Source organism: Sphingomonas parapaucimobilis NBRC 15100, from assembly GCF_000787715.1.
Taxonomy (GTDB): Bacteria; Pseudomonadota; Alphaproteobacteria; order Sphingomonadales; family Sphingomonadaceae; genus Sphingomonas; species Sphingomonas parapaucimobilis.
Genome location: NZ_BBPI01000040.1, coordinates 19277 through 45082 on the forward strand (window position 1 = coordinate 19277; position 25806 = coordinate 45082).

A 25806-nucleotide genomic window follows, 5' to 3' on the forward strand; every position below is an offset into this window, starting at 1 on the left:
CCGCCTATATGCAGGACCTTCATGTCCAGCATTCCCTCCTCCGTCTTCGTTCCCGCCGACTGGCGCGACTTTCTGGCGCTCACCAAGCCGCGGGTGATGACGCTGGTGGTGTTCACCGGGCTGTGCGGGATGCTGGCGGCTCCGGTCGGCATCGATCCGGTGATCGGCTTCACCGCGATCCTGTGCATCGCGCTGGGCGCGGGCGCGGCGGGGGCGCTGAACCAATGGTATGAGGCCGACCTCGACGCGCTGATGAAGCGCACCGCCAAGCGGCCGCTGCCCGCCGGGCGCATGACGCGCGAGTCGGCATTGCATTTCGGCGTCGGGCTGGCCTGTTTCTCGGTCCTGCTGATGGGGCTGGCGGTCAATTATGTCGCCGCGGGCATTCTGACGGTCTCGATCCTGTTCTACGTGCTGGTCTACACCGTCTGGCTGAAGCGCCGGACGCCACAGAATATCGTCATCGGCGGCGCGGCGGGCGCGTTTCCGCCGTTGATCGGCTGGGCCGCCGCGACGGGTGAGGTCGCGCTGCTGCCCTTCCTGCTGTTCAGCCTCGTCTTCCTGTGGACGCCGCCGCATTTCTGGGCGCTCGCGCTGTTCGTGAAGACCGATTACGCCAATGCGGGCGTGCCGATGCTGCCTGTGGTCGCAGGCGAGCGGGTGACGCGCGCGCAGATCGGGCTGTACACCATCCCGATGGCCATCGCCGCCGTCGCGCCCTGGCCGCTGGGGCTGACGGGGTCGATCTACGGTGTGATCGCGACCGCAGGCACCGCGCTGTTCGCCGCCTATGCCGCCATCGTCGCGTTTCGACATACCCAGCCCGAAGACATGATGAAGCCCGAAAAGCGATTGTTCAAATATTCGATTCTCTATCTTTTCCTTCTCTTTGGCGCGCTGGTGGTGGATCGTTGGGCATGACGCCTGACGATTCGAATCGGATTCGCGCCAAGCAGCGTGCCCGCGCCACCGCGATGGCGCTGCTGCTCGGCTTTCTGGTGGTGCTGATCTTCTTCATCACCCTGTCGAAGATCCGGTCGGGCATGCACTGATGCGCCTGACGCGGCAGACCCGGACGGCGGTGTTCGCCGTCTTCGGCGTGGTGTTCATGACCGGCCTCGCCTTTGCCAGCGTGCCGCTCTACCGCATGTTCTGCCAGGTGACGGGTTATCAGGGCACGACCCAGCGCGGCAACCAGGCCCCCGGCAGCGTCCATCGCCAGATCACGGTCAATTTCGACGCCAACGTCTCCTCGCGCCTCGCCTGGACCTTCAAGCCCGAAAATCCGCACGAAACCGTCGATATTGGCGCGCGCGACATGGTGTTCTTCACCGCGACCAACAACGCGAAAGTCCCCGTCACCGGCACCGCGACCTTCAACGTCACCCCCGATCAGGCGGGCCGCTACTTCACCAAGATCCAGTGTTTCTGCTTCACCCAGCAGACGCTCAAACCCGGCGAGACGGCGCGGATGCCGGTGATCTTCTTCATCGACCCGAAGATCCTGAACGACCCCGACGCGCGCGACATCGAGACCATCACCCTGTCCTACACATTTTACCCGGTGGATTCGGCGAAGAAAGCGGGTTAGCCTGCCCCCAAAATAGCAAAAACATAGGGACGGGATCATGGCTGGCGCGAAGAACCACGACTATCATATCCTGCCGCCGAGCCCCTGGCCGCTGGCCAGTTCGATGTCGGCGCTGCTGATGGCCTCGGGCGCGATCATGTGGATGCACAGCGTGCAGGGCGGCGGCTGGGCGTTCCTGGCGGGCCTGGCGGCGGTGCTGTTCTGCATGGGCAGCTGGTGGGCGGACGTGGTGCGCGAGGCGCATCATGGCGACCATACCCCGGTCGTGCAGCTGCATTTCCGCTATGGCATGATCCTGTTCATCGCATCCGAAGTGATGTTCTTCGTCGGCTGGTTCTGGGCCTTTTTCGACTTCTCGCTGTTCCCGACCGCGATGAGCATCGTCGACGGGCAGGTCGAGCGCGCGGCCGAGGGTGCCGCCGCCGTCGCCGCGACCTGGCCGCCCAAGGGGCTGGAGGTCATCGACGCCTTCAAGCTGCCTTTGCTCAACACGCTGATCCTGCTGACCAGCGGCACCACCGTCACCTGGGCACACCATGCGCTGATCCACAACCAGCGCGGCGGCGAGAAGAAGGGGCTATGGGGTGCGCTGGGCGTCGGCGACCGCGACGGCGTGCTGAAGGGGCTGTGGCTGACCGTGATCCTGGGCCTGATCTTCAGCGCGATCCAGGCCTATGAATACATGCACGCGCCCTTTCCCTTCAAGGGCATCAACTATGGCGCTGCCTTCTTCATGGCGACCGGCTTTCACGGTTTCCACGTCATCGTCGGCACCATCTTCCTGATCGTCTGCCTGATCCGCGCCTATCGCGGCGACTTCACGCCCCGCCAGCATTTCGGGTTCGAGGCGGCGGCCTGGTACTGGCATTTCGTCGACGTGGTGTGGCTGTTCCTGTTCGTCACCGTCTATGTCTGGGGTGGCTGGGGCGCGCCGGTTCATAGTGGCTGAGTTTACCCCGCCTACCATCGCGCAGGCTGCGTTTCAGGGGCTGTGTCCGCGTTGCGGCCAGCCCCATTTGTTTGCCGGGCCGCTCTTCTCGACGCAGGTCGTGACCTTTGCCGACCGCTGCGCCGCGTGCGGGCTGGACTTTACCCGATTCAATGTCGGGGACGGCCCGGCCGCCTTCCTGACCCTGATCCTGGGCACCATCATCACCATCGCGGCGATCACCGTCGAGCTGACGCTGCATCCGCCGCTCTGGCTGCAAATGGCGATCTGGCTGCCGCTGACCGCGATCGGCGTGGTCTATAGCTTGCGCATCGCCAAGGGCGCGCTGATGGCGGCCGAGTATCGCAACGAGGCGCGTGAGGGCGCCGTCGTCCGCCCCGACGAAGACCCGGACGCATGAAGCGCCTGCCCATCGTCCCCACGCTGATCGTCGGTCTGGCGGTTGCGGCGATGATCGCGCTGGGCCTGTGGCAGCTGCTCGACCGACTGCCCAAAAAGGAAGCCTATCTGGCGCAGCTCGCCGCCAATCCGGCGCGCCCCGTCATCGCCTTTCCACTGTTCCCGGATGACAGCCTGCTCTTTCGCCGCACGGTTGCCGATTGCCACCCGCCCGTCGCCATCCGTCGCGCGGGTGCCGGGGCGGCGGGATTCCGCCTGATCGCCACCTGTTCGGTGCCGCAAGGGTCGATGCAGGTCCAGCTCGGCACGACGCATGATCCCCGCGCGGTGAGCGATTGGCCGGGCGGTCGGGTGACCGGCTATGTATCGCATGCGCCCGACAGCCGCTCGCTGCTCCAGTCGGCCTTCGACCATCGACCGCAGGACATGTTGCTGGTCACCGATTCCCCTATCCCCGGCCTCGACGCGAACCCCCGCCCCGGTATCAGCGGAATACCCAACAACCACCTGGCATACGCAGTGCAATGGTTCCTGTTCGCCGCCATCGCCGCAATTATCTATGCTTTGGCGGTCATCCGGCGCAATCGAATGGTTGTGGTCAGCAACACACCCCGTTAAGCCGCAGCGCATCATGCGCTATCTCAGTACCCGCGGCTCCGCCCCCGTCCTCGATTTCCGGGGCGCGACCCTGGCCGGTCTCGCCAGCGATGGCGGGCTTTACGTGCCCGAGACCTGGCCGACCCTGACCCCGGAGGAGATCGAGGGACTGGCAGGCCTGTCCTATGCGCAGACCGCCGCGAAGATCATGGCGCCGTTCGTCGGCGACAGCCTGACTCGCCAAGAACTCCAAGACCTGTGCGACACCGCCTATGGCCGCTTCTCGCACGCCGCCGTCACGCCGCTGGTCCAGCTCGACCATGACCAGTGGCTGCTCGAGCTGTTCCACGGCCCCACACTGGCCTTCAAGGACGTCGCGCTCCAGATGCTGGGCCTGTTGTTCGAGCGGTTTTTGCGCGGCACCGACACCCGCCTGACCATCGTCGGCGCGACCAGCGGCGATACCGGATCGGCGGCGATCGACGCGGTGGCGGGGCGCGCCAATATCGACATCTTCATGCTCCACCCGGCGGGCCGCGTGACCGAGATCCAGCGCCGCCAGATGACAACGGTGCTCGCCCCCAACGTCCACAACATCGCGATCGAGGGTAATTTCGACGACGCGCAAGCCTTGGTGAAGGCGATGTTCAACGATCGCGCCTTTGCCGATCGCCATACGCTGTCGGCGGTCAACTCGATCAACTGGGCGCGGTTGATGGCGCAGGTCGTCTATTATTTCTACGCCGCCGTGCGGCTGGGCGCACCGGGCAAGCGCATCGCCTTCTCGGTGCCGACGGGCAATTTCGGCGACGTGTTCGCTGGCTATGTCGCGGCGCGCATGGGCCTGCCGGTCGAGCGGCTGATCGTCGCGACCAACGTCAATGACATCCTCCACCGCGCGCTGTCGTCGGGCGATTACTCCAAGGGACAGGTCCAGGCGACCGCCACCCCCTCGATGGACATTCAGGTCAGCTCGAATTTCGAGCGGCTGCTTTTCGACGCCAATGGCCGCGACGGCGCGGCGCTGGCGGCGCAGATGAAGGGGTTCGAGGGCTCGGGCGCGATGCGGCTGACCAATGCACAGAGCCAGGCGATCGCCCCGCTTTTCACCAGCGCGCGCGTGGACGCCGACGACATGAGCCGTGCGATGCGCTGGGCCGCGGACGAGGCCGGGCAGATCCTCGACCCGCATACCGGCATCGCCCTGTCCGCCGCACGCAAGAGCGGGCTGGACGTGCCGGTGGTGACATTGGCCACCGCGCACCCGGCCAAGTTCACCGATGCGGTCGAGCGTGCGACCGGCAGCCGCCCCGCGCTGCCCCGCCGTGTCGGCGACCTGTTCGAGCGCGAGGAACGCTATACCACGCTACCCGCCACCTTCGATGCGGTGACGGCCTTTATCGACGGGCATGGTTTGCGCTAACGCGTTCCCATGAAACTCGAAACGATGATCGGCGAGCCCTGGGCGGATTACGGGCTGGTCGACTCCGGCCATGGCCGCAAGCTTGAACGCTATGGCCGGTTCCGCTTCATCCGCCCCGAACCGCAGGCCATGTGGGCGCCCGCCACCGAGGACTGGCGCGCGGCGGCCGAGTTCGTCCCCGGCTCGGACGAGGATGGCGGCGGCCGCTGGAACTTCAACGAGCCGGTGCCGCGCGACGGCTGGCCGCTGAAGTGGAACGAGGTGCGCTTCACCGCGCAGAACACGCCGTTCCGCCATCTGGGCTTCTTCCCCGACATGGCCCCCGTCTGGAGCTGGATGCGCGAACAGGTCGACGGCCTGGCCGAGCCCGAGTGCATGAACCTGTTCGGCTATACCGGCGTCGGCACGCTGGCGATGGCGTCGGCGGGCGCGAAGATGGTCCATGTCGACGCGTCCAAGAAATCGGTCGAGGCGGCACGCAGCAACGCGATGCTGTCGGGCCTGGGCGATGCGCCGGTGCGCTGGATCATCGACGACGCCGCCAAGTTCGTCGCGCGCGAGGTGCGGCGCGGGCGGCGCTATGACGGCATCCTGCTCGACCCGCCAAAGTACGGACGCGGGCCGGAGGGCGAAGTCTGGCGGCTGGAGGAAGACCTGCCCGGCCTGATCGCCAATTGCCGCCAATTGCTGGACGGTGATTCGCGCTTCCTGTTCCTGACCGTGTACGCCGTGCGCATGTCGGCGATAGCGATCGGCGAGATGATGCGCCAGGTGATGGCCGACCTGCCCGGCAAGGTGGAGTGCGGCGAACTCGGCGTACGCGAGGAAGCGCGCGGGCTGACCCTGCCGACGGCCATCTGGGCGCGGTGGAGCCGGTAAACAAAAAACCTCCGTTCAGCCTGAGCGAAGTCGAAGCACATGCCCCGCCGCAATGATCTGGCGTGGCCTTCGACTTCGCTCAGGCTGAACGGGGGGTGAGGATCTCGATCAACCCGACCTCATAGGTCGCCACCGCCCCGTCCGCCTCGAACCGCCGGGCGATCCGCCGCATCGCCCCCGGCGGGATGGGGCGATGGCCTTCGCGCGGCGTCCCCGCCCCGATCGCCCGCAGCGCGCGCATGAAATCCGCCGCCGAGTCGTGCCGCTGCTCGAACGTCCGCGTCTCGACCGGCCAGCCCAGCGCCTCGACCGGGGGATAGACCGGACTCCCCGCCGCAAACCCTTCCGCCCGATGCGCCTCATGCCACGCCGCAAACGTTCCCGCGACCAGCGTCGTCACCAGCATCCGGCCGCCCGGCGCGAGCAGATCCGCCAGCCGCCACAAACCCGCCTCCAGATCGCCGAACCACTGCACGGCCAGGCTGCTGACGATCAGGTCGAATGGCGCTTCGTCCGGCAGATCGGGATATTCGCCATCCATCACCCGCCCGCGCACGCCCGGATGCTTGGCAAGGCCCCGCGCCAGCATGGCGGGCGCGATGTCGGTCATGAGCCAGTCGGGACTCACCAGTCGCGACAAGGTCGTCGCCGTTAGAAAGCCGGTCCCGCACCCCACTTCCAGCACGCGCGGGGCGGGCGGGGCGACCGCGACGATCCGCTCGGCCAGCCAGTCGGCGACCTGCCGCTGCACCACGGCATGGGCGTCATAGGCCGAGGCCGCGTCAAAGGCCCGCGCGATCCGCATCACCTCGCCCATGGCCTCAATCGCGTACCGACCGGATCGCCGCCGCCGCGAGTCCCGGCGCACCCGCGACCAGCATCAGCGACACCGCCGCCAGCAGCTTCAGCGCGCCCATGTCCCCGCTGCCCGCCCCGAAGATCAGCAGCGGCAGCGCCAGCGGCAGCAGGAGCAACCCGGCCAGTCCGCCCGCTCCGCGCAGTCCCGCCGTCAGCGCGCCCGTCGCCACCGCCAGCGCCGCCAGCCCGGGCGTGCCGAGCAGCAATCCCGCCTCGACCCGCATCAGCGCCGCCGCCTCCAGCCCGAACAGCCCGGCCGCGACCAGCGCCGCCAGCATCAGCGGCGGCGCAAAGGCCAGCCAGTGCGCGACGATGCGCAACGCCATTACCAGCGGCAGCGACAGGCCGTGGACGCGAATCTGGTCGAACCATCCCGATTCGACATCGGGCGCGATCAGTCGCTCGACCGGCAACAATGCAGCCAGCAGCGCCGCCACCCAGATCGCGCCCGCACCGACCCGCATCAGCATCGCCCGGTCAGGCCCTATCGCAAAGGGGAACAGCACCACCGCCAGCAGGAAGAAGCCGCAGACCAGCCCCGCCCCGCCCCCGGCATAGCCGCGCCGCACGTCGCGCGCGATCAGGGTCGCGACAAGGGGCAGGACGGCGATCATGCCGGGACGTGACCGGCCAGCGCGAGTGTCCGCGCGTCGGTCAACGCCAGCGGCTGATGCGTGGTCAGCAGCACCGCGCCGCCCGCCTGCCGGTGAGTCGCAATAGCCCGTTCCAGCATCGCAATGCCCTGGACGTCCAGTCCATTGCCCGGCTCGTCGAGCAGCCAGAGCGGGGCCTGCGCCGCCAGCACCCGTGCCAGTCCCGCCCGCCGTCGCTGCCCGGTCGAGAGCAAGCGCACCGGCACATCGGCGAGTTTCCCCAGCCCGACCATATCGAGCGCCACGGCGACCCGCCGATCCGCCGCCGCCAGCCCGTCGAGCCGTGCCCAGAAGGACAGTGCCTCACCCAGCCGCCGCTCCGTATCGAGCGCGAGGTCCTCGGTCATCAGCGCCATGCGCCCGGTCCGCGCGACGCGCCCCTCGAACGGCGCGATCAGCCCGGCGGCCAGGCGCAAAAGGCTCGACTTGCCGATGCCGTTGGGGCCGGTAACGACCGTCGCCTCGCCCTCCGCCAGGACCAGCGACAAATGCGTGAAGAGCAGCCGCCCGCCGCGTGCGCAGGCGACCTGGGACAGGTGAAGGATCACGCGCGGGCGTCGTCCACGGCATCTTCCAGCGCGTGCATATCCGCGTCGGACAGGCCGAAATGATGGCCGATCTCATGGATCGTCACATGCACGACCAGATCGTCGAGGCGCACGCCCGTCTCGACCCATTCGTCCAGGATCGCGCGGCGATACAGATGGATACGGTCGGGCAGGCTGCCGGAATCCATCGAGCTTTTCTCGCCCACCGGCCGCCCGTGATAAAGACCCGTCAGGTCGAGCGGATGGTCGATCCCCAGCGCCGCCAGCGTTTCGTCATCGGCGAATTCCTCGACGATCAGGACGACATCGCCCAGATGCGTGGCGAATTCGGCGGGCAGGCGCGCGATCGCATCCCGCGCGATCGCCTCGATCACCTCGGGACCGGGTGCTCCACCAATCGCGTCTTGCCCGCTCATGGCCGCCGTCTTACCGCTGTGCCGGTCAAAAGAACAAGAGAAGCCAAGGGGACGATCATGGTGGAACGGCTGAGCGAGCTGGACCGGGACGAGGCGCTGGACGGCCTGACCGAATGGGACTGGGACGAATCGCGCGACGCGATCAGCCGCCGTTTCGTCTTCGCCGACTTCAACGAGGCGTTCGGCTTCATGACCCGCGTTGCCCTGCTGGCGGAAAAGGCGGACCATCATCCCGAATGGTCGAACGTCTGGAACCGGGTCGACATCGTGCTGACCACCCATGACGCGGGCGGCCTGTCGGCGCGCGACATCGACATGGCCGAAGCGATCGACGCGCTGGTGGGGTAAGCCCAATCCTCCCCATCTCTGATGGGGAGGGGGACCGCGCCCATAGGGCGTGGTGGAGGGGCATGGCCCTATCCGTCCCACCCCTCCACCATCGCTTGCGCAATGGTCCCCCTCCCCAAGCGAGCTTGGGGAGGAATGGGGTTTATTCCACCGTCTGTTCGATCGCGCCGAAGATCGGATGGTGGCGGTCGTCCTCCATCCAGATGCGGACGGTATCGCCCTTCTTCAGGAACGGCGTGACCGGCTCGCCGCCACGGATCGTCTCGATCATGCGCAGCTCGGCCAGGCAGCTATAGCCGACGCCGCCCTCGGCGACCGGCTTGCCCGGCCCGCCGTCCGAATCACGGTTGGACACGGTGCCCGACCCGATGATCGTCCCCGCCCCCAGCGCGCGGGTCTTGGCGGCATGGGCGACCAGCGTGCCGAAGTCGAAGGTCATGTCCTGCCCTGCGTCCGCCCGACCGAAGGGCTGGCCGTTCAGATCGACCTTCAACACGCGGTGCAGCTTGCCGTCCTGCCACCAGTCGCCCAGCGACTCCGGCGTCACGAAGACGGGGGAGAAGGCCGAAGCGGGCTTGGACTGGAAAAAGCCGAACCCCTTGGCGAGTTCGCCGGGGATCAGCCCGCGCAGCGACACGTCGTTGGTCAGCCCGACCAGCCGGATCGCCGCCAGCGCCTGCTCGCGACTCGCGCCCATCGGCACATCGCCGGTGACGACGACCACCTCGCCCTCCAGGTCGCAGCCCCAGCTTTCATCGGCCAGCGGAATCGCATCACGCGGCCCCAGGAACCCGTCCGAGCCGCCCTGATACATCAGCGGATCGTGCCAGAAACTCTCGGGCAGCTCCGCCCCGCGCGCCTGCCGGACAAGCGCGACGTGATTCACGTAAGCCGAGCCATCCGCCCATTGATAGGCACGCGGCAAGGGCGAGGCGGCGTCATGCTCGTGGAAACGCGCCCGCGGGATCGCCTCATGGTCCAGATCGGTCGCCAGATTGGCGAGCGCGGGCACGACCGCGTCCCAATCGTCGAGCGCGGCCTGCAGCGTCGGCACGATATGCCCCGCATCCGTATACCAGGCGAGGTCGCTCGACACGACGACCAGCTTGCCGTCGCGACCGTTCTTCAAACTGGCGAGTTTCATGCAGGACTCCTCTTCGCTAACTGGTATCGGATGTAACCATCCGCCCGCGCTTGTCACGCATTCTAGCGGTGATCCTGCCCGAAACTTGACTTTTGGCAAGGCGCGGCGCACATGCCCCCCGTCGAGGCGTCCACTCGCAGCGTGAACGGACCATCTGGTCCCGGCTCCGCCCCGACCCTGTCTTCAGGCTTCCCTTGTCACGCGGGGTGTCATCAACCCCGGCCCGCGCTTGCGGCCTGTCGTGACTCGCGCGCCATGATCGAAAGTAATTCCATGTCCTTTTCCGAACTCGGCCTTGCCGAGCCGCTCGTCCGTGCGCTCGAAGCCAAGGGCTATTCCGAACCCACGCCGATCCAGCGCGATTCGATCCCGACGCTGCTGGAAGGCCGCGACCTGCTCGGCATCGCGCAGACCGGCACCGGCAAGACGGCCGCCTTCGTCCTCCCCTCGATCCAGCGCCTGGTCGAGGCGAACAAGCGCGTCCTGCCGACCCATTGCCGGATGCTCGTCCTGGCCCCCACGCGCGAACTGGCCAGCCAGATCGCCGAGAATGCGAAGGGCTATGCCAAGTTTTCCAAGCTGGCGGTCGCGACCGTCTTCGGCGGGACCAGCCTGAACAAGAACCGGCAGGACCTGTCGCGCGGCGTCGACATCCTGGTCGCCACGCCCGGCCGCCTGATCGACCTGGTCGAGCAGGGCTTCCTGAACCTGTCGATGATCGAGATCCTGGTGCTGGACGAAGCCGACCAGATGCTCGACCTGGGCTTCATCCATGCCCTGCGCCGCATCGTGAAGATGATCCCGCGCAAGCGCCAGACGCTGTTCTTCTCGGCCACCATGCCCGCCGCGATCCGCGACCTGGCCGACAAGTTCCTCGACAACCCCGCGACCGTCACCGTGACCCCGGTGTCGACCACCGCCGAGCGCGTCGACCAGTCGGTGACGTTCGTGACGCAGCAGGAGAAGCAGGCACTGCTGACCATCCTGCTCGCCGATCCCGCGATCGAGCTGGCGCTGGTCTTCACCCGCACCAAGCATGGCGCCGACCGCGTCGTGAAGCTGCTGGCGGGCAACGGCATCGCCGCCAACGCGATCCATGGCAACAAGAGCCAGGGCCAGCGCGAGCGGGCGCTGGGTGAGTTCCGCTCGGGCCAGACCCGCGTGCTGGTGGCGACCGACATCGCCGCGCGCGGTATCGACATTCCGGGCGTCAGCCACGTCTTCAACTTCGAGCTGCCCAATGTCGCCGAGCAGTACGTCCACCGCATCGGCCGCACCGCGCGCGCCGGTCGCTCGGGCATGGCCATCGCCTTCTGCGCCGAGGATGAGCGGCCCTATCTGAAGGATATCGAGAAGCTGACGCGGCAGAAGATCACCGTCGTGCCGCTTCCGGCCGACTTCGTGAAGCGCGCCGAGACGATCAAGTCGCAGCGGGTGAAGGCGATCGGTGCCGATCCCGCGCCGCGTGTCGACCGCCCGCGCGACCCGGCGCGTCCCCGCGCCACCCATCATCCGCGCGCGACCGACTCGCGCGCGCCTCAGGGTCGCCAGCCGCGTCGTCGTAGCGGCGGCGGTGGTGCGCCCGGCGGTGGCGGCGGCGGTCGCGGTCGTGGCGGCCAGGGTCGCCCCGGCGGCGGCGGCGGTGCCGGTCGCGGCGCGCAGGGCTGATTTCTTCTTAAGCCCCTCCCGCAGGCGAGTTTCAGGTCGGTCATGCCCCCGGCATGACCTAAACGATGCGGGGCATCGTTTACCTGAAACTGGGTTTGGGGAGGGCAAGGGGTCTCACCGAGACCATCGCTTGTGGCATACCCTCCCCCATCCCCTCCCGTTTACGGGAGGGGCGTGCCCAGCCGCAGATGCTGGCACCATTCCCCCCTCTCCCGCGTTGAACGTGTAACGACACGCGCATCAGGAGAGGTTGCCATGGATATTGCCCACACCCCCGCCGCCGAACGCATCGCGCGCGTGCTGTGCGGTCAGCGGCTGAGCGCCAATGCCAAGGGCGACTCCGAATCCGCCTCCAAGCTGGTCGACGCGCAGTGGCGCGACCATATGGCCGATGCGCTGGCCGTGCTGCGGACGCTGCGCGAACCCGACCAGGCGATGGCCGATGCGGGCGATCCGGCGATCTGGGAAAAGATGGTGCTGGTCGCGGTCGAGGCCGCCAAGCCGCCCAAGGTCACGCTGTAAGATCCTCCCCGCGCCGGGGAGGTGGCAGGCGAAGCCTGACGGAGGGGGGCTTCCACACAGGTCAGCCCGTGCCGCAATCCCCCTCCACCACCGCTTCGCGGCGGTCCCCCTCCCCGTACCGGGGCGGATGAATTACACCGTCACCTGCTCGCCCAGCTCCAGAACCTTGCCCGGCGGAATGCGCAGGAACTCGGTCGGGTCGCTGGCATTGCGCTGCAGGAACATGAACAGCCGGTCCTGCCACAGCGGCATGCCCTTTTCCGCCTCGGGCTTCAGCGTGTTGCGGCCGATGAAGAAGCTGGTCTTCATCGGGTCCAGCCCTGTCGTCCTGTTCTCGACGCCCAGATCGCGCGGCAGGTCGCGCGGCACGTCCGGGCTCTCCATGAAGCCATAGGTCAGCGTGACGGTCGCGAAATTGTCGTCCAGCCGCTCGACATGCGCACGGCGCTCGGCGGACACATAGGGACGGTCCGCGGTGCGGATCGTCATCACCAGGTTCTGCGCATGCAGCACCTTGTTGTGCTTCAGATTGTGGAGCAGCGCGCCCGGTGCCGAGGCGGGGTTGGCGGTCAGGAACACCGCCGTGCCCGGCACCCGCTCGGGGGGACGCTTGGCCAGCGCGGCAGCCAGATCGGCGAGCGGGATCGCCTGCCGCTTCTCAAAGGCCGACACGATCCCGCGCCCGCGCACCCAGGTATAGATGACGAGACCGACACCCGCCCCGACCAGCAGCGGCACCCAGCCGCCTTCGATCACGCGCAGGACATTGGCCCCGAAGAAGACGAGGTCGAGCGACAGGAACGGCAGGATCGCCGCCGCCGCCAATGCCCGCGACCAGCCCCAGCGATGGCGCACGACCAGATAGGCCAGGCACGTCGTCACCACCATCGTGCCCGTCACCGCGATGCCATAGGCCGCCGCCATCGCCGAGGACGTCTTGAACTGGATGACCAACACCAGCACGCCGAACAGCAGCAGCCAGTTGATCGCGGGCAGATAAATCTGCCCCTGGAAATCGGCCGAGGTCTGCCGCACGCGCAGCCGCGGCAGGAAGCCGAGCTGGATCGCCTGTTGCGTCAACGAAAACGCGCCAGTGATGACCGCCTGCGCCGCGATGACCGTCGCCAGCCCCGCCAGCACGATCAGTGCCGGGCGAAGCGGCTCGGGCGCCATCAGGAAGAACCAGTCCTGGTTGGTGAAGGGCTTGCCGCTCGCCGCCGCCTGTTCGAGCGCGGAAAGGGCAAAGGCTCCCTGCCCCAGATAGTTGAGCGCGAGCGCGGGCAGGACCAGCGAGAACCAGCCGATGCGGATCGGCAGCCGCCCGAAATGCCCCATATCGGCGGTCAGCGCTTCTGCGCCGGTGACGGTCAGGAACACTGCGCCCAGCACGAACAGCCCGACCACGCCATGGCTGGCGAGAAAGCCGACGCCATAACCCGGCCACACGACCCGCGCGATCGAGGGTTCGTCGGCGATATGCCAGATGCCCAGGCCCCCGATGACGAGGAACCACAGGATACAGATCGGCCCGAACAGCTTCGACACCTGCGCCGTGCCGCGCGACTGGATGAAGAACAGCCCGACCAGGATCACGATCGTACACATGCGGATGACGCTTTCGTCGAAGAACGACGCCGCCGACGGGATGGTCCGCAGCCCCTCCATCGCCGACAGCACCGACAAGGCGGGGGTGATGATCGCATCGCCATAGAAGAGCGACGCCCCCGCCGCGCCCAGCACCAGCGCGATGCGCGAACGCGCGCCCGCCGCCCGCCGGGCCAGCGCGGCGAGCGCCAGCACGCCCCCTTCACCCTGATTGTCGGCACGCATCAGGAAGACGACATATTTGATCGTGACGACGAGGATCAGCGACCAGAGCGCGAGGCTGAGCACGCCCAGGATTTCGCCGGGGTCGATACCGTCCCCCGCCGATTGCGACAGCGCCTCGCGAAAGGCGTAGAGCGGGCTGGTGCCGATATCGCCGAACACGACGCCGATCGCGCCGATGGTCAGTGCCACCAGCGCGGGATGGCGTTGCACGCCTGCGTCAGCCGTTTCGGTCGATGGAGCCGAATGCCCCGTCATCTCGCCCCTCATGTCGGTTGCCGTCCCCGTCATGCCCGCCGGAACCCCCTGTACCAAAAAGGACGGCGCGCTTTACGCTTATGCGCGTCTGACGCAAGGGCTTTCGGCGACCGTTTGCAAACGCTTGATATTACGAGGCGTCAAGCGCATGGGCGTGAAATGGTTCCCTTTTCGTTCGGCGGTCATGCATTCCAGGCGCTGGCCGATGGCGCGCTCTACTGGCCCGCGCGGGGGGCGTTGCTGGTCGCGGACCTGCATCTGGAAAAGGCGAGCTGGTATGCGGGCGGCGGACAGATGCTGCCGCCCTATGATTCACTGGCCACGCTGACCGAACTGACCGCGATCGTCACGCGGACGGGGGCGCGCGAGGTCTGGTGCCTGGGCGACAGCTTCCATGACGCGGAGGGCTGTGACCGGCTGTTGCCGGACGCGCGGGCGATGCTGCTGGCGCTGACCGGCGCGACCGCCTGGACCTGGATCACCGGCAATCACGATCCGGTGCTGCGCGACCGCTGCGGCGGTGCGGTGACGGAAGAGGCGCTGGTCGACGGCCTGATCCTGCGCCACGAAGCCGATCCGGCCGAGACGCGGCCCGAACTGTCGGGGCATTTCCACCCCAAGCTGCGGCTGCGGGTGCGTGGCAAGCTGGTCGCCCGGCGCTGTTTCGTGGGCACGGCGAACAAGCTGATCCTGCCCGCCTTCGGCGCGCTGACCGGCGGGCTGGACGTCGACCACCCCGCCCTGCGCCAGGCCGTCGGCCGCCCCGCCGAAGCACTGGTGCCGGTGCGCGACCGGATGCTGCGCTTTCCCGTCGCGGCGTGATCGACCGACGAAGAAGAATTGTTCGCGCGGAGACGCGAAGACGCGGAGGTGGATGTCTGCTTGGCGAAGCCAGAATCTCATCAACCGCTTGAGGTCGTAGGGCCGCTGGCGCGGCAGGTTGCTCCTCTTCGCGCCTCCGCGTCTTCGCGTGAACAAAAAATCGGCCCTAACGCCCCTCCGGCGGCTCGCGCTCCAGGACCCAGTCCTGGCTGACGATGATGATCGAGCGTACCGGACGCCCGTCCGCATCGCGTGACGGGTCGTAGCGATAGCGTTTCTCGATCAGGCTGCATGTCGTTTCGTCCAGTGCCCGATTGCCGCTGCTGCGCGTCACGACGCAGCCGCTGACCCGGCCGTCGACATTGACGAAATAGCGCACCGTCACGCTGCCGCTCACCCCCGCCTCGGCGGCTTCGCGGGGATAGTCGGAGTCCTTGATGCGGCCCTTGATCCGGCGCGGCGGGGTGTCGTCGCCATAACCGTCGCCGTCGCCCGACCCGCCGCTGCCCGTGCCGTTGCCGATTCCACCCGCGCCCGTGCCGGGGCCGGGCTTGTCCGACGCGCCTTGGCTGGCCTGCGCGCCCGTACCCGCGACCGGCGCGGCGATCACCGGCGAGACGGGCGGCAGCACGACCACCGGCGGCGGTGCGACGACCTCGGTCGCCTGCGAACGCAGATTGGGCGGGGCGGCGGCCCCGCGGGGGCGGTGGTTCCGGACCCGCTTGGGCTGGATGCGGGGCGGCGGGGGCGGTGCGGGCGGGCGCACGTCGAAACTGTCCAGCGCCTCGGCCGGGATCGGCAGGGTCGGGGCAAAGCCCAGCCCGACGACCAGTGCATAGCCCATGCCCCCCACGATCAGCGCCGTGGGAATGGCTGCGCGCAGACGGTCGCGCCAATCGGGCCGGGCCAGCGTCATGGATAAAAGGTGGGAAGGCCCTCCGCTGCCCGCAAGCCGCTTATCCTCTGTCCCCCGCCCGCCGTCCGTGCCACAGGACTGCCATGCAACCCCGATCCGCGCCAGAAGGAGCCCGCGCATGACCGAATCCGATATCCTGATCGTCGGATCGGGCGCGGCCGGGCTGACCGCCGCGCTGAACCTGGCCGACCGTTTCAAGGTCACGGTGCTGGCCAAGGGCAAGCTGAACGAAGGCTCGACCGCCTGGGCGCAGGGGGGCATCGCCGCCGTGCTGGAACCCGGCGACACGTTCGACAGCCATATCGAGGATACGATGGTCGCGGGCGCCGGGCTGAACGACCGCGCCACCGTCGAGTTCGTCGTCGAGAATGCCCCCGCCGCGATCGAGCGGTTGCAGAAGCTGGGCGTCCCCTTCGCGACCGAGGGCAATATGCTGCACCTGACGCGCGAGGGCGGGCATTCGCATCGCCGCATCGTGCATGTGGCGGACGCCACCGGCTGGGCGGTGCTCGATGCGTTGCTGAAGGCGGCGGACGCGCATCCCAACATCACCATGGTCCCCGATCAGGTTGCGATCGACCTGGCGACCAGCCGCCACGAGATGCGCTATTCGGGGGCGGGCCATGTCTGGGGCATCTATGCCGTCGACCGGCGGACCGGCCGAGTCGTCGTGCATAAGGCGCGCGCGACGATCCTGGCCACGGGCGGGGCGGGCCGCACCTATCAATTCTCGACCGCGCCCAAGGGGGCGACCGGCGACGGCATCGCCATGGCGTGGCGCGCGGGCGCACGTGTCTCCAACATGGAGTTCATGCAGTTCCACCCGACCTGCCTCTACAACACCCAGGTCAAGAATTTCCTGATCACCGAGGCGGTTCGCGGCGAAGGCGGGCATTTGAAGATCCCCGAGACCGGCCACCGCTTCATGCCCGACCTCGACCCCCGCGCCGAACTCGCCCCGCGCGACATCGTGGCACGCGCGATCGACCATGAGATCAAGCGGCTGGGCCTGGACTATGTCCATCTCGACATCAGCCACCAGCCGCCCGCCTTCGTTCGCGAGCATTTCCCCAATATCCACGAAAAGCTGCTGTCGCTGGGCATCGACATGACGGTGCAGCCGATCCCGGTGGTGCCCGCGCAGCATTACACCTGTGGCGGCGTCATCGTGGACCGTGACGGGCGCACCGACCTGCCCGGCCTGTACGCAGCGGGCGAGGTCACCCAGTCGGGCCTGCACGGCGCGAACCGGCTGGCGTCCAACTCGCTGCTCGAATGTTTCGTCTATGGCGAGGCGTGCGCGAACCATATCGCGGCGCACTGGGACGACCTCCCCCCGCCGCCCGCCATCCGCCCCTGGGACGAAAGCCGCGTCACCGATTCGGACGAAGAGGTGGTCATCAAGCAGAACTGGACCGAAATCCGCCGCTTCATGTGGAATTATGTCGGCATCGTGCGCACCACCAAGCGGCTGGAACGCGCGCAGCACCGCATCCGTATGCTGACCGACGAGGTGAACGACTATTACGGCCATTTCCGCGTCACGCCCGACCTGATCGAGCTGCGCAACCTGCTCCAGACCGCCGAGTTGATCGTCCGCTGCGCGCTCCACCGCAAGGAAAGCCGGGGGCTGCACTACACGCTCGATTATCCCGAGACGCTGGATGAGGCGGTCGACACGATCCTGATTCCCTGACCTTCTCTAATTCCTCCCCTGCAAGGGGAGGAACTAAAGGTTTCGCATCTTGTCGCGCGCTTGCCGCCTTTCGTCGCAAGCCCCGTGCGCGGGGATTTCCCCCAACGGGTCAACCCGTAAGGATACCCATGTGTAGCGGGGTACAGCGGTGACGAAGCGAGTATCGAACGGCGGGCTGCGTTTATGGCCTGCCGGGTTTCTCCTCCTGGGGTTGGCAGGCTGTGGAGCCGATTCACGCCCCGGTGCGACCGCCCATGCGCCCAGTTCACCCGATCCCCAGGTGTCGGTTTCGATGCCGCTCCCCCCGCCCCGCCCCAGCCGTGCCCCCGCCGCCCCCGCCGGGCTGGTGTCGACGATCAACCGCCTTTCCGCCGGGTTTGCGGGCAAGAAGGGGATTGCGGTGCGCGCGGTCGATGACGGCTGGACGGTCGAAGTCGGCGGGCGCCAGCGCCTGCCGCAGCAATCCGTCTCCAAGCTGTGGGTCGCGATCACCCTGCTCGACCTTCGCGACCGGGGCCGGGCGCGGCTGGACGAGCCGATCGTCGTGCGGCGCGAGGACCTGACCCTCTTCCACCAGCCCATCGCGATGCTGGTCAAGGGTGACGGCTATCACACCACCGTCGGCGAGTTGCTGAACCGCGCGCTGACGATGAGCGACAATACCGCGAACGACCGGCTGCTGACCTATGTCGGCGGGCCGCAGGCGGTGCGTGCGATGATCGCCGCCAAGCGACTGGGCGATATCCGCTTCGGTCCCGGCGAGCGGCTGCTCCAGGCGAAGACCGCCGGCCTCACCTGGCAACCGGCCTTCGCCATGGCAGGTGCGTTCCAGGCGGCGCGCAACCGGCTCGACCCGGCGGCGCGGACGGCCGCGCTCAATGCCTATGTCAATGATCCCCCGGACGGCGCCGCGCCCATCGCCATCGCCGATGCGCTGGCCCGGCTGGCGCGTGGCGAGCTTTTGTCGGAAACCTCGACCCGCATCCTGATCGACACGATGGAAGCCTCGCGCACCGGCCATGCCCGCCTGCGCGCCGCCGTGCCGTCGGGGTGGACCATCGCGCACAAGACCGGGACGGGGCAGGACCTGGGCCGCCGCAATGCGGGCTTCAACGATGTCGGCCTGCTGACCGCCCCCGACGGCCGCCGCTTCGCCATCGCGGTGATGATCGGCGACACGACCGAGGATATCCGCAAGCGGCAATTGCTGATCCAGAATGTCGCGGCGGCGGTGGCCGATGCGGCGGGACCGCCGAGGGGGCCGGTGGCGGTAGCGAATTGATCCATTTTCCTCCCCTGTAAGGGGAGGTGGCAGGCCGAAGGCCTGACGGAGGGGTGTCACGGCCTGAAAAGTTAGACCGCAATCACCAACGGCTACACCCCTCCACCATGCTTCGCATGGTCCCCCTCCCCTTGCAGGGGAGGAAAGAAGACTTACCGATTTGAATGCAGATCGTCCTTTGGAAGCAAAAACCTTGGCTGACGTGAAAGTGCGCGTGGATAGCGCGCAATCGATCGTTGCCTTTGACCGAATGCGAGATCAGGCATGGATCATCCCATTCGTCTTGAAACGTGAAACTTTCGCCGCCGAATGTCACGACCGTTGCCATCCCGGCTGCCTTGCTGCTCACCTTTCCATAAAATGCACGAATACACGCCCGCACCGTGTCGAGGTCGGTCGTGGCAAACTCCAGCGAGTCATGATCGCCAGCTTTGAGAAGAGCGACAGTCATGGCCGACAGGTAGCTCTGACGAGGCCAGTCTCCCGCCCATTTCCCCCCGCGAAGCCAGCCCCCGACACTCCGCCGTGGCCCATCCGCCACAAACCCGAAAAACCGCTACCATCAGGGGCTATTTCCCCTCCGCCGCATCCGCTAAACCGCGCGGATCATGCCCCATCTCTATCTCGTCGACGGCTCCGGCTATATCTTTCGCGCCTATCATCGCCTGCCGCCGCTGACGAACAAGCATGGCGAGCCGGTCGGGGCGGTCTATGGCTATACCACCATGCTGTGGAAGCTGGTGGATGAGGTCAACGCCGCCGATGGGCCGACCCATATGGCGGTGGTCCTCGACAAGTCGTCCAAGACCTTCCGCAACGAGATGTACGACCAGTATAAGGCGCACCGGCCCCCGCCCCCGCCCGATCTGGTGCCGCAATTCCCGATGATCCGCGACGCCACCCGTGCCTTCTCGCTGCCCTGCATTGAGGAGATGGGGCTGGAAGCCGACGACCTTATCGCCTGCTATGCCCGCGCCGCGCTGGCGCAAGGGTGGCAGGTCACGATCGTGTCGGGCGACAAGGACCTGATGCAGCTGGTCGAGGATGGCAGCCTCGACATGCTCGACACGATGAACAACCGCCGTCTGGGCGAGGCCTATGTCCAGGAAAAGTTCGGCGTCGGGCCGAAGCAGCTGGGCGATGTACTCGCGCTGATGGGCGACAGCGTCGACAACGTGCCGGGCGTGCCGGGCGTCGGCCCCAAGACCGCCTCCAAGCTGATCGTCGAGCATGGCGACCTCGAATCGGTCCTCGCCGCCGCGCCCGAGATGAAGAAGGGCAAGCTGCGCGACAATCTGATCGAACATGCCGAGAATGCGCGGCTGTCGAAGCGGCTGGTCACGCTGGAGTGCAATGCGCCGCTGCCGCAGCCGCTGGAGGAACTGGCGCTGCATCCGACCATCCCGGATGCGCCGCTGCGGGCATTCCTGGAGCATCATGGTTTCCGCTCGCTGATCGCCAAGATGGGCCAGATCACTGACGACGCCGCGCCCGCCCCCGCTGCCGGAGAGGCCGCGCCGTCCGCGCCGATGGACGATGACGAGCCGTGCAATCTCGACGGCTATATCACCGTGCAGGATCTGGCGACGCTCGACCAGTGGGTCGCGGACGCCCGTCACCAGGGCTTCGTCGCGATCGATACCGAGACCAGCTCGACCGACGCGACCCAGGCCGAACTGGTCGGGGTCAGCCTGGCCCTCGCGCCCAACAAGGCCTGCTATATCCCGCTCGGCCATGGCGGCACCGATCTCCTGTCGGAAGTGCCGGTGCAGATTCCGGTCGGCCAGGCGCTCGAGCGGATCAAGGCGCTGTGCGAGGACCCGTCGGTCCTCAAGATCGGCCAGAATCTGAAATTCGACATGATCGTGCTGGGCGAGCGCGGCATCGCCATCGCGCCGCATGACGACACGATCGTGATGAGCTTCGACCTCGACGCTGGCTTGCACGGGCACGGCATGGACGAGCTGGCCGAGCTGCACCTGTCGCACAGCTGCATCGCCTTCAAGGAGGTGGTCGGCACCGGCAAGAAGCAGCTCGGCTTTCACGAGGTCGATCTGAAGACCGCCACCCGCTACGCCGCCGAGGATGCCGACGTCACGCTGCGGCTTTGGAAGCGGTTCAAGGCGCGACTGCCCATGGAGCAGGCGACCCGCGTGTACGAAATGGTCGACCGGCCGCTGGTGCCGGTGATCGCAGGCATGGAGCGGCGCGGGATCAAGGTCGATCGCGAGCGGCTGGCCGCGCTGTCGACCGAGTTTGCCGGGCAGATCCTTGCGCTGGAGGGCGAGATCCATGCGCTGGCGGGCACCCCCTTCACCATCGGCAGCCCCAAGCAGCTGGGTGAGATCCTGTTCGACCGGCTCGGCCTGAAGGGCGGGCGCAAGGGCAAGTCGGGCGTCTATTCCACCGACGTCACCGAACTCGAACGCCTGGCCCGCGATGGTGGCGAGGCGGCGGAGATCGTGCGCAAGATCCTGGAATGGCGCCAGCTCTCCAAGCTGAAGAGCACCTATACCGATGCGCTCCAGGCGCAGATCAACCCGAAGACCGGCCGTGTCCACACCAGCTACAGCCTGACCGGCGCGCAGACCGGGCGCCTGTCCTCGACCGAGCCGAACCTCCAGAACATCCCGATCCGCACCGAGGTCGGGCGGCAGTTGCGCGAGGCGTTCATCGCCGAGGACGGCCATGTCCTGATCGCCGCCGACTATTCGCAGATCGAGCTGCGGCTGGCCGCGCATATGGCGGACGTGCCCGCGCTGCGCGATGCCTTCGCGAATGGCGACGACATCCACAGCCTGACCGCGATGGAGCTGTTCGGCGAGGTCAATCGCGATACGCGCGGCCGCGCCAAGACGATCAACTTCGCCATCCTCTACGGCATTTCGCGCTGGGGGCTGGCCGGTCGCCTCGACGTGTCGGCGGACGAGGCACAAGCGATGATCGACCGCTATTTCGAGCGTTTCCCCGGCATCAACCGCTATATCGCCGAAACCCTGTCGAGCGTGCGCGAGAAGGGCTTCACCGAAACCCTGTTCGGTCGCAAGACGCATTTCCCGCGCATCGCCTCGCGCAACCAGGGCGAGCGTCAGGGGGCCGAGCGCGCCGCGATCAACGCGCCGATCCAGGGGACCAGCGCCGACATCATCAAGCGCGCCATGGTCCGCATGGAACCCGCGCTCGCCGCCGCTGGCCTGGGCCATGTGCGGATGCTGTTGCAGGTCCATGACGAACTGGTGTTCGAGGCCCCCGAAGCCGATGCCGAAGCCGCAGGCAAGGTCATTCGCGAGGTCATGGCGGGCGCGGCCGAACCGGCGGTGTCGCTGTCGGTGCCGCTGGGCGTCGAGATCGGCTTCGGCAAGAGCTGGGGCGCGGCGCATTGATCCACGCTTCCCTCGCCCCCATTCCTCCCCAGGCCGTGCTTGGGGAGGGGGACCATGGCGACAGCCATGGTGGAGGGGCATGCCGGGTCGAGACCGGAACGACCCTCGCCGCCGCTGACACCCCTCCGTCAGGCCTTCGGCCTGCCACCGCCCCTTACAGGGGAGGACATTACGATTATCGGCCACCCCTGGGACTCCGCGCCCGCTGATGGCCGAAACCCAGGACATCGAAACGCTCGCCAAGGGCGGGCGGACCAATATCGCGGGCTTCGTCCTGCGACTGGCGGCGCGCATCCCCTTCCTGTTCATCGCGGGGCGCATCTATGGCCCCGATCTGGTCGGGCGCTTCGCCATTGCCGTGGTCGTCGTCGAGCTGGCGGCGCTGGTCGCGACGCTGGGCATGAAGCGCGGGCTGGCGCAGGCGCTGGCCTCGACCGACCGGCCGCATGTCCATGTCGTCTGGGACGCGATGGCGCTCGCCTGCCTCGCCTCGGTGGCGGCGAGTGCGGTGCTGTGGCATTTCCCCGAACTTCTCTATCCCAACAGCGCGATCACCGGGCTGGACCGGTGGCTGCCCTGCATCATCGTGGCCATCGCCTGGTCGGACGTCAGTCTGGCCGCGCTCGCCTATCGCCACAACGTCAAGGCAACCGTCACCGCGCGCGCGGTGATCGAGCCGTGGACGATCTCCATCGCGGCCTGGGTCTTTTCCTTCTTCACCATCCGCGACGGCCTGGTCCTGTCCTATGTCGCATCGATGACGGCGGCGCTGATCGCCAGCCTGGTGCCCTTCCTGCGCAGCTATGGCCTGCCGCAGGGCTGGACCCCGCATCTCGGCCGCGTCTTTGCGCTGGCCCGCGCCAATGCGCCGCTCGCCGGGGCGGACGCGCTGGAATGGGGCACGCGCAATGTCGACCGCTTCATCCTGGGGGTGATGTTCGAGCCACGCATCGTCGGCATCTATTACATGGCACAGCAGGTCGCCTCGCTGCCGCAGAAGCTGAAGACCAGCTTCGACCCGATCCTTGGCCCGGTCATCACCCAGAGCCTGGCGAACGGCGACATGGGCGCGATCGCGCGACAGGTGCGGCAGGTCGCCTTCTGGATCATGGCGGCGCAGGGGTGCCTGGCGCTGATGGGCTCGATCCCGGGCGAAGGCGTGATGGGCGTGGTCGGCCCGCAATTCGTCTCGGGGACCGCCGCCCTCGCCTTCCTGCTGTTCGCCGAGGTGCTGGCCTCGACCGGCGCGGTCTGCGAATCGGCGCTGGTCTATACCGCGCGGCACCGCAACCTGATGATCTCGATCGCGATGCTGGGGGTGCAGATCGGCTTGAGCTTCGCGCTGATCCTGGGAATGCGCGCGCTCGGATGGCCGCCGACCTGGGCGGCGGCCGGTCCGGCCGTGGCGCTGGCGATGAGCGTGACGATGACTTCGGTCATCAAGGCGCGGGTGCTGTCAGCCATATTGAAGGCGCCGGTATCGCCGTTCCGCTGGCCTCTGGTCTGGGCGGCGACGGCGGCGGTCGTGGTCGGGGGCGCATTCACCCTGTTGCCCAAGCGGCTGGAATGGGCCGAGCTGCTGTTCGGTGAGCCCGCCATCGCGGCGACCTATCTGCTGGTGCTGTGGCGCTGGGCCTTCGGTCCGGCGGACCGGGCGCTGTTCGGGAAAGCCCCGACGGTGGAAGAGGCGACCCTGCCCAACGCAGGCGGGATCACGCGGTAAAGATCCTCCCCGGCACGGGGAGGTGTCAGGCCGTCAGGCCTGACGGAGGGGGGTTTCCACACAGGTCATCCCTTGTGGCGCTCCCCCCTCCACCATGCTTCGCATGGTCCCCCTCCCCGCGCCGGAGAGGATCAAATCAATGCCGGAAATGGCGCATGCCGGTGAAGACCATCGCGAGGCCCGCTTCGTCCGCCGCCGCAATGACCTCGTCGTCGCGGATCGAGCCGCCCGGCTGGATCACCGCCGTCGCGCCTGCCTCGACCGCCGCGAGCAGGCCGTCGGCGAAGGGGAAGAAGGCGTCCGACGCCACCGCCGAACCGATGGTGCGGGGTTCCGCCCAGCCCGCCTTCTCGGCGGCATCCTTGGCCTTCCACGCGGCGATGCGCGCCGATTCCAGACGGTTCATCTGCCCAGCGCCGACACCGGCGGTCGCGCCGCCCTTGGCATAGACGATCGCGTTCGACTTCACATGCTTGGCGACCGTCCAGGCGAAGCGGCAATCGGCCAGTTCCTGCTCGGTCGGGGCGCGCTTGGTCACGACCTTCAGCATGTCGTCGGTCAGGCGGCCATTGTCACGGCTCTGGACCAGCAGTCCGCCCGCGATCGACTTCATCATGAGGCCGGGTCGCGACGGGTTGGGCAGTTCGCCCGACAGCAGCAGGCGGAGATTCTTCTTGCGCGCGAAGATCTCACGCGCTTCCGGGCTGGCGTCGGGGGCGACCACCACCTCGGTGAAGATGCCCGAAATCGCTTCCGCCGTCTCGGCGTCGAGCGGACGGTTGCAGGCGATGATGCCGCCGAACGCCGACACCGTGTCGCAGGCAAAGGCCGCCTGATAGGCCTCGAGCAGCGTCTCGCCGCTCGCCACGCCGCACGGGTTGGCGTGCTTGACGATCACCACGGTCGGCGGGCCGTCGATGAACTCGCTGACCAGCTCCAGCGCGGCATCGGCGTCGTTGAGGTTGTTGTAGCTGAGCGCCTTGCCCTGCAGTTGCTCGGCCTGGGCGATGCCCTGACCACCCTTTTGCGGCAGATAGAGTGCGGCGACCTGATGCGGGTTCTCGCCATAGCGCAACGTCTCGGGATGCTTGGTGAAGGCGAGCGGCAGGGTCGCCGGGAACGCCTCGCCCTGGTCGACGAAGCCAAACCACTGGGCGATCGCCGAGTCATAGGCGGCGGTGGCGGCGAAGGCCTTGGCCGCCAGGCGCTGGCGGGTCTTCAGCGTCGAGGCGCCGTCATTGGCCTCGAGATCGGCGAGGAAATCGGCATAGTCGGCCGGGTCGGTCAGGATCGACACATAGCCATGGTTCTTGGCCGCCGAGCGGACCATGGACGGGCCGCCGATATCGATATTCTCGATGATCTCGGGCCGCTCGGCACCCTTCGCGACGGTCTGCTGGAAGGGGTAGAGGTTGACGACCACCAGATCGATCGCGCCGATGCCATGCTCGGTCATCGCGGCGGCATGGGCGGGGTCGTCGCGCACCGCGAGCAGGCCGCCATGGACCATCGGGTGCAGCGTCTTGACCCGGCCGTCCATCATCTCGGGGAAGTTGGTGACCTCCGAAATGTCGCGCACCGGCAGGCCCGCATCGCGGATCGCCTTGGCCGTGCCACCGGTCGAGACGAGATCGACGCCCCGCTCGGCCAGTGCGCGGGCCAGGTCGATGACGCCGGTCTTGTCGGACACCGACAGCAGCGCGCGGCGGACCGGCACCAGATCGACGGAAGGAGCGGAGGGGAGCGAAACGGCCATCGGGCAGCGTATCCTACAAGCTGGGGAAGTTTGCGGACCCGATAGACTCCGATTCGCCGAAGCGCAAAATGTTCCTCCCCGGCACGGGGAGGTGGCAGGCCGAAGGCCTGACGGAGGGGGGCCTGCCGCACAGATCGTCCCTATTGGC

25 protein-coding genes are annotated in these 25806 nt (G+C 67.6%); 16 read left to right on the plus strand and 9 right to left on the minus strand.

The window, feature by feature from the left end; translation table 11 throughout:
* The first annotated feature begins 21 nt into the window (after window positions 1-21).
* From SP5_RS08010 to SP5_RS08040, 8 genes are read left to right on the plus strand one after another with little or no spacing between them, the layout of a single operon-like run.
* On the plus strand, window positions 22-921 hold the full coding sequence (locus SP5_RS08010; RefSeq protein ID WP_042486688.1) for a heme o synthase: 900 nt from the start codon (window positions 22-24) through the stop codon (window positions 919-921).
* The gene (locus SP5_RS19875) at window positions 918-1052 is read left to right on the plus strand and encodes a cytochrome c oxidase system small membrane protein (RefSeq protein WP_257575300.1); all 135 of its coding nucleotides are present in this window, start codon (window positions 918-920) and stop codon (window positions 1050-1052) included. The genes SP5_RS08010 and SP5_RS19875 overlap by 4 nt, the downstream gene beginning before the upstream one ends.
* Window positions 1052-1591, plus strand: a complete 540-nt coding sequence (locus SP5_RS08015) for a cytochrome c oxidase assembly protein (RefSeq protein ID WP_042486690.1) — start codon at window positions 1052-1054, stop codon at window positions 1589-1591. The genes SP5_RS19875 and SP5_RS08015 overlap by 1 nt, the downstream gene beginning before the upstream one ends.
* Before the next feature lie 37 nt (window positions 1592-1628).
* Window positions 1629-2540, plus strand: coding sequence for a cytochrome c oxidase subunit 3 (locus SP5_RS08020; RefSeq protein ID WP_042486693.1), 912 nt, complete (start codon window positions 1629-1631; stop codon window positions 2538-2540).
* Window positions 2500-2940 (plus strand): DUF983 domain-containing protein, encoded by a 441-nt coding sequence (locus SP5_RS08025; protein WP_157013637.1) that lies wholly within the window; start codon window positions 2500-2502, stop codon window positions 2938-2940. The genes SP5_RS08020 and SP5_RS08025 overlap by 41 nt, the downstream gene beginning before the upstream one ends.
* Complete coding sequence (locus SP5_RS08030) at window positions 2937-3557, plus strand: SURF1 family cytochrome oxidase biogenesis protein (RefSeq protein WP_042486695.1); 621 nt, start codon at window positions 2937-2939, stop codon at window positions 3555-3557. The genes SP5_RS08025 and SP5_RS08030 overlap by 4 nt, the downstream gene beginning before the upstream one ends.
* 13 nt (window positions 3558-3570) lie before the next feature.
* Window positions 3571-4959, plus strand: a complete 1389-nt coding sequence (gene thrC, locus SP5_RS08035; protein WP_042486697.1) for a threonine synthase — start codon at window positions 3571-3573, stop codon at window positions 4957-4959.
* Window positions 4960-4968: 9 nt separating this feature from the next.
* The gene (locus SP5_RS08040; protein ID WP_042486700.1) at window positions 4969-5838 is read left to right on the plus strand and encodes a class I SAM-dependent methyltransferase; all 870 of its coding nucleotides are present in this window, start codon (window positions 4969-4971) and stop codon (window positions 5836-5838) included.
* A gap of 79 nt (window positions 5839-5917) precedes the next feature.
* On the opposite strand, the gene SP5_RS08045 is transcribed toward SP5_RS08040, so the two are convergent.
* The 4 genes from SP5_RS08045 to SP5_RS08060 are packed head-to-tail and all read right to left on the minus strand — an operon-like array spanning window position 5918 to window position 8313.
* Window positions 5918-6655, minus strand: a complete 738-nt coding sequence (locus SP5_RS08045) for a methyltransferase (RefSeq protein WP_042486702.1) — start codon at window positions 6653-6655, stop codon at window positions 5918-5920.
* Window positions 6656-6659: 4 nt separating this feature from the next.
* Complete coding sequence (locus SP5_RS08050) at window positions 6660-7310, minus strand: heme exporter protein CcmB (RefSeq protein ID WP_042486705.1); 651 nt, start codon at window positions 7308-7310, stop codon at window positions 6660-6662.
* Window positions 7307-7897, minus strand: a complete 591-nt coding sequence (gene ccmA / locus SP5_RS08055) for a heme ABC exporter ATP-binding protein CcmA (protein ID WP_042486708.1) — start codon at window positions 7895-7897, stop codon at window positions 7307-7309. Before ccmA ends, SP5_RS08050 begins: the two co-directional genes overlap by 4 nt.
* On the minus strand, window positions 7894-8313 hold the full coding sequence (locus SP5_RS08060) for a metallopeptidase family protein (RefSeq protein WP_042486711.1): 420 nt from the start codon (window positions 8311-8313) through the stop codon (window positions 7894-7896). The genes ccmA and SP5_RS08060 overlap by 4 nt, the downstream gene beginning before the upstream one ends.
* Between SP5_RS08060 and SP5_RS19880 the strand changes: the two genes are divergently transcribed.
* The gene (locus SP5_RS19880) at window positions 8212-8661 is read left to right on the plus strand and encodes a 4a-hydroxytetrahydrobiopterin dehydratase (protein ID WP_281177313.1); all 450 of its coding nucleotides are present in this window, start codon (window positions 8212-8214) and stop codon (window positions 8659-8661) included. The genes SP5_RS08060 and SP5_RS19880 overlap by 102 nt on opposite strands.
* A gap of 142 nt (window positions 8662-8803) precedes the next feature.
* Here SP5_RS19880 and SP5_RS08070 read toward each other — a convergent pair whose 3' ends face one another.
* Window positions 8804-9805 (minus strand): fumarylacetoacetate hydrolase family protein, encoded by a 1002-nt coding sequence (locus SP5_RS08070; RefSeq protein WP_042486716.1) that lies wholly within the window; start codon window positions 9803-9805, stop codon window positions 8804-8806.
* 273 nt (window positions 9806-10078) lie between these two features.
* On the opposite strand from SP5_RS08070, the gene SP5_RS08075 reads away from it, so the two are divergent.
* Together SP5_RS08075 and SP5_RS08080 are read left to right on the plus strand one after the other, a co-directional pair.
* Window positions 10079-11473, plus strand: a complete 1395-nt coding sequence (locus tag SP5_RS08075; protein WP_042486753.1) for a DEAD/DEAH box helicase — start codon at window positions 10079-10081, stop codon at window positions 11471-11473.
* 255 nt (window positions 11474-11728) lie between these two features.
* Entirely contained in the window at window positions 11729-11995 is a 267-nt protein-coding gene (locus SP5_RS08080) for a hypothetical protein (protein WP_042486719.1), read from the plus strand.
* Between the two features lie 132 nt (window positions 11996-12127).
* On the opposite strand, the gene SP5_RS08085 is transcribed toward SP5_RS08080, so the two are convergent.
* Window positions 12128-14080: a potassium transporter Kup gene (locus SP5_RS08085; RefSeq protein WP_042486721.1), complete on the minus strand. Its 1953-nt coding sequence runs from the start codon at window positions 14078-14080 to the stop codon at window positions 12128-12130.
* 159 nt (window positions 14081-14239) lie between these two features.
* Between SP5_RS08085 and pdeM the strand changes: the two genes are divergently transcribed.
* A complete protein-coding gene (gene pdeM / locus SP5_RS08090; RefSeq protein WP_042486724.1) occupies window positions 14240-14902 on the plus strand; it encodes a ligase-associated DNA damage response endonuclease PdeM in 663 nt (220 codons plus the stop codon).
* Between the two features lie 166 nt (window positions 14903-15068).
* Here the strand turns inward: pdeM and SP5_RS08095 are convergent, their stop codons facing one another.
* Window positions 15069-15818 (minus strand): energy transducer TonB, encoded by a 750-nt coding sequence (locus tag SP5_RS08095; protein WP_042486726.1) that lies wholly within the window; start codon window positions 15816-15818, stop codon window positions 15069-15071.
* A 118-nt stretch (window positions 15819-15936) separates the two neighbouring features.
* On the opposite strand from SP5_RS08095, the gene nadB reads away from it, so the two are divergent.
* Entirely contained in the window at window positions 15937-17514 is a 1578-nt protein-coding gene (nadB, locus tag SP5_RS08100) for an L-aspartate oxidase (protein WP_042486728.1), read from the plus strand.
* 292 nt (window positions 17515-17806) lie between these two features.
* A complete protein-coding gene (locus tag SP5_RS08105; protein WP_369386077.1) occupies window positions 17807-18796 on the plus strand; it encodes a serine hydrolase in 990 nt (329 codons plus the stop codon).
* Between the two features lie 82 nt (window positions 18797-18878).
* Here SP5_RS08105 and SP5_RS19090 read toward each other — a convergent pair whose 3' ends face one another.
* Window positions 18879-19247: a hypothetical protein gene (locus tag SP5_RS19090; RefSeq protein ID WP_139330357.1), complete on the minus strand. Its 369-nt coding sequence runs from the start codon at window positions 19245-19247 to the stop codon at window positions 18879-18881.
* A gap of 157 nt (window positions 19248-19404) precedes the next feature.
* On the opposite strand from SP5_RS19090, the gene polA reads away from it, so the two are divergent.
* Window positions 19405-22179, plus strand: a complete 2775-nt coding sequence (gene polA / locus SP5_RS08110) for a DNA polymerase I (protein ID WP_042486733.1) — start codon at window positions 19405-19407, stop codon at window positions 22177-22179.
* A 208-nt stretch (window positions 22180-22387) separates the two neighbouring features.
* Window positions 22388-23902 (plus strand): lipopolysaccharide biosynthesis protein, encoded by a 1515-nt coding sequence (locus SP5_RS08115; RefSeq protein WP_042486735.1) that lies wholly within the window; start codon window positions 22388-22390, stop codon window positions 23900-23902.
* A gap of 136 nt (window positions 23903-24038) precedes the next feature.
* Here the strand turns inward: SP5_RS08115 and purH are convergent, their stop codons facing one another.
* The gene (gene purH, locus SP5_RS08120) at window positions 24039-25658 is read right to left on the minus strand and encodes a bifunctional phosphoribosylaminoimidazolecarboxamide formyltransferase/IMP cyclohydrolase (RefSeq protein WP_042486737.1); all 1620 of its coding nucleotides are present in this window, start codon (window positions 25656-25658) and stop codon (window positions 24039-24041) included.
* Between the last annotated feature and the right edge of the window lie 148 nt (window positions 25659-25806).

Bases quoted from the DNA above. Each gene is read 5' to 3' on its own strand.
- SP5_RS08095 (WP_042486726.1), bottom strand. From the start codon at position 15,818: ATGACGCTGGCCCGGCCCGATTGGCGCGACCGTCTGCGCGCAGCCATT.
- purH (WP_042486737.1), bottom strand. From the start codon at position 25,658: ATGGCCGTTTCGCTCCCCTCCGCTCCTTCCGTCGATCTGGTGCCGGTC.
- SP5_RS19880 (WP_281177313.1), top strand. From the start codon at position 8,212: ATGCGTGGCGAATTCGGCGGGCAGGCGCGCGATCGCATCCCGCGCGAT.
- polA (WP_042486733.1), top strand. From the start codon at position 19,405: ATGCCCCATCTCTATCTCGTCGACGGCTCCGGCTATATCTTTCGCGCC.
- SP5_RS08045 (WP_042486702.1), bottom strand. From the start codon at position 6,655: ATGGGCGAGGTGATGCGGATCGCGCGGGCCTTTGACGCGGCCTCGGCC.
- SP5_RS08015 (WP_042486690.1), top strand. From the start codon at position 1,052: ATGCGCCTGACGCGGCAGACCCGGACGGCGGTGTTCGCCGTCTTCGGC.
- pdeM (WP_042486724.1), top strand. From the start codon at position 14,240: ATGGTTCCCTTTTCGTTCGGCGGTCATGCATTCCAGGCGCTGGCCGAT.
- nadB (WP_042486728.1), top strand. From the start codon at position 15,937: ATGACCGAATCCGATATCCTGATCGTCGGATCGGGCGCGGCCGGGCTG.
- SP5_RS08080 (WP_042486719.1), top strand. From the start codon at position 11,729: ATGGATATTGCCCACACCCCCGCCGCCGAACGCATCGCGCGCGTGCTG.
- SP5_RS08075 (WP_042486753.1), top strand. From the start codon at position 10,079: ATGTCCTTTTCCGAACTCGGCCTTGCCGAGCCGCTCGTCCGTGCGCTC.
- SP5_RS08085 (WP_042486721.1), bottom strand. From the start codon at position 14,080: ATGACGGGGCATTCGGCTCCATCGACCGAAACGGCTGACGCAGGCGTG.
- SP5_RS19875 (WP_257575300.1), top strand. From the start codon at position 918: ATGACGCCTGACGATTCGAATCGGATTCGCGCCAAGCAGCGTGCCCGC.
- SP5_RS19090 (WP_139330357.1), bottom strand. From the start codon at position 19,247: ATGACTGTCGCTCTTCTCAAAGCTGGCGATCATGACTCGCTGGAGTTT.
- SP5_RS08040 (WP_042486700.1), top strand. From the start codon at position 4,969: ATGAAACTCGAAACGATGATCGGCGAGCCCTGGGCGGATTACGGGCTG.
- SP5_RS08010 (WP_042486688.1), top strand. From the start codon at position 22: ATGTCCAGCATTCCCTCCTCCGTCTTCGTTCCCGCCGACTGGCGCGAC.
- SP5_RS08115 (WP_042486735.1), top strand. From the start codon at position 22,388: ATGGCCGAAACCCAGGACATCGAAACGCTCGCCAAGGGCGGGCGGACC.
- SP5_RS08025 (WP_157013637.1), top strand. From the start codon at position 2,500: ATGTCTGGGGTGGCTGGGGCGCGCCGGTTCATAGTGGCTGAGTTTACC.
- SP5_RS08030 (WP_042486695.1), top strand. From the start codon at position 2,937: ATGAAGCGCCTGCCCATCGTCCCCACGCTGATCGTCGGTCTGGCGGTT.
- SP5_RS08050 (WP_042486705.1), bottom strand. From the start codon at position 7,310: ATGATCGCCGTCCTGCCCCTTGTCGCGACCCTGATCGCGCGCGACGTG.
- thrC (WP_042486697.1), top strand. From the start codon at position 3,571: ATGCGCTATCTCAGTACCCGCGGCTCCGCCCCCGTCCTCGATTTCCGG.
- SP5_RS08070 (WP_042486716.1), bottom strand. From the start codon at position 9,805: ATGAAACTCGCCAGTTTGAAGAACGGTCGCGACGGCAAGCTGGTCGTC.
- SP5_RS08105 (WP_369386077.1), top strand. From the start codon at position 17,807: ATGCCGCTCCCCCCGCCCCGCCCCAGCCGTGCCCCCGCCGCCCCCGCC.
- SP5_RS08020 (WP_042486693.1), top strand. From the start codon at position 1,629: ATGGCTGGCGCGAAGAACCACGACTATCATATCCTGCCGCCGAGCCCC.
- SP5_RS08060 (WP_042486711.1), bottom strand. From the start codon at position 8,313: ATGAGCGGGCAAGACGCGATTGGTGGAGCACCCGGTCCCGAGGTGATC.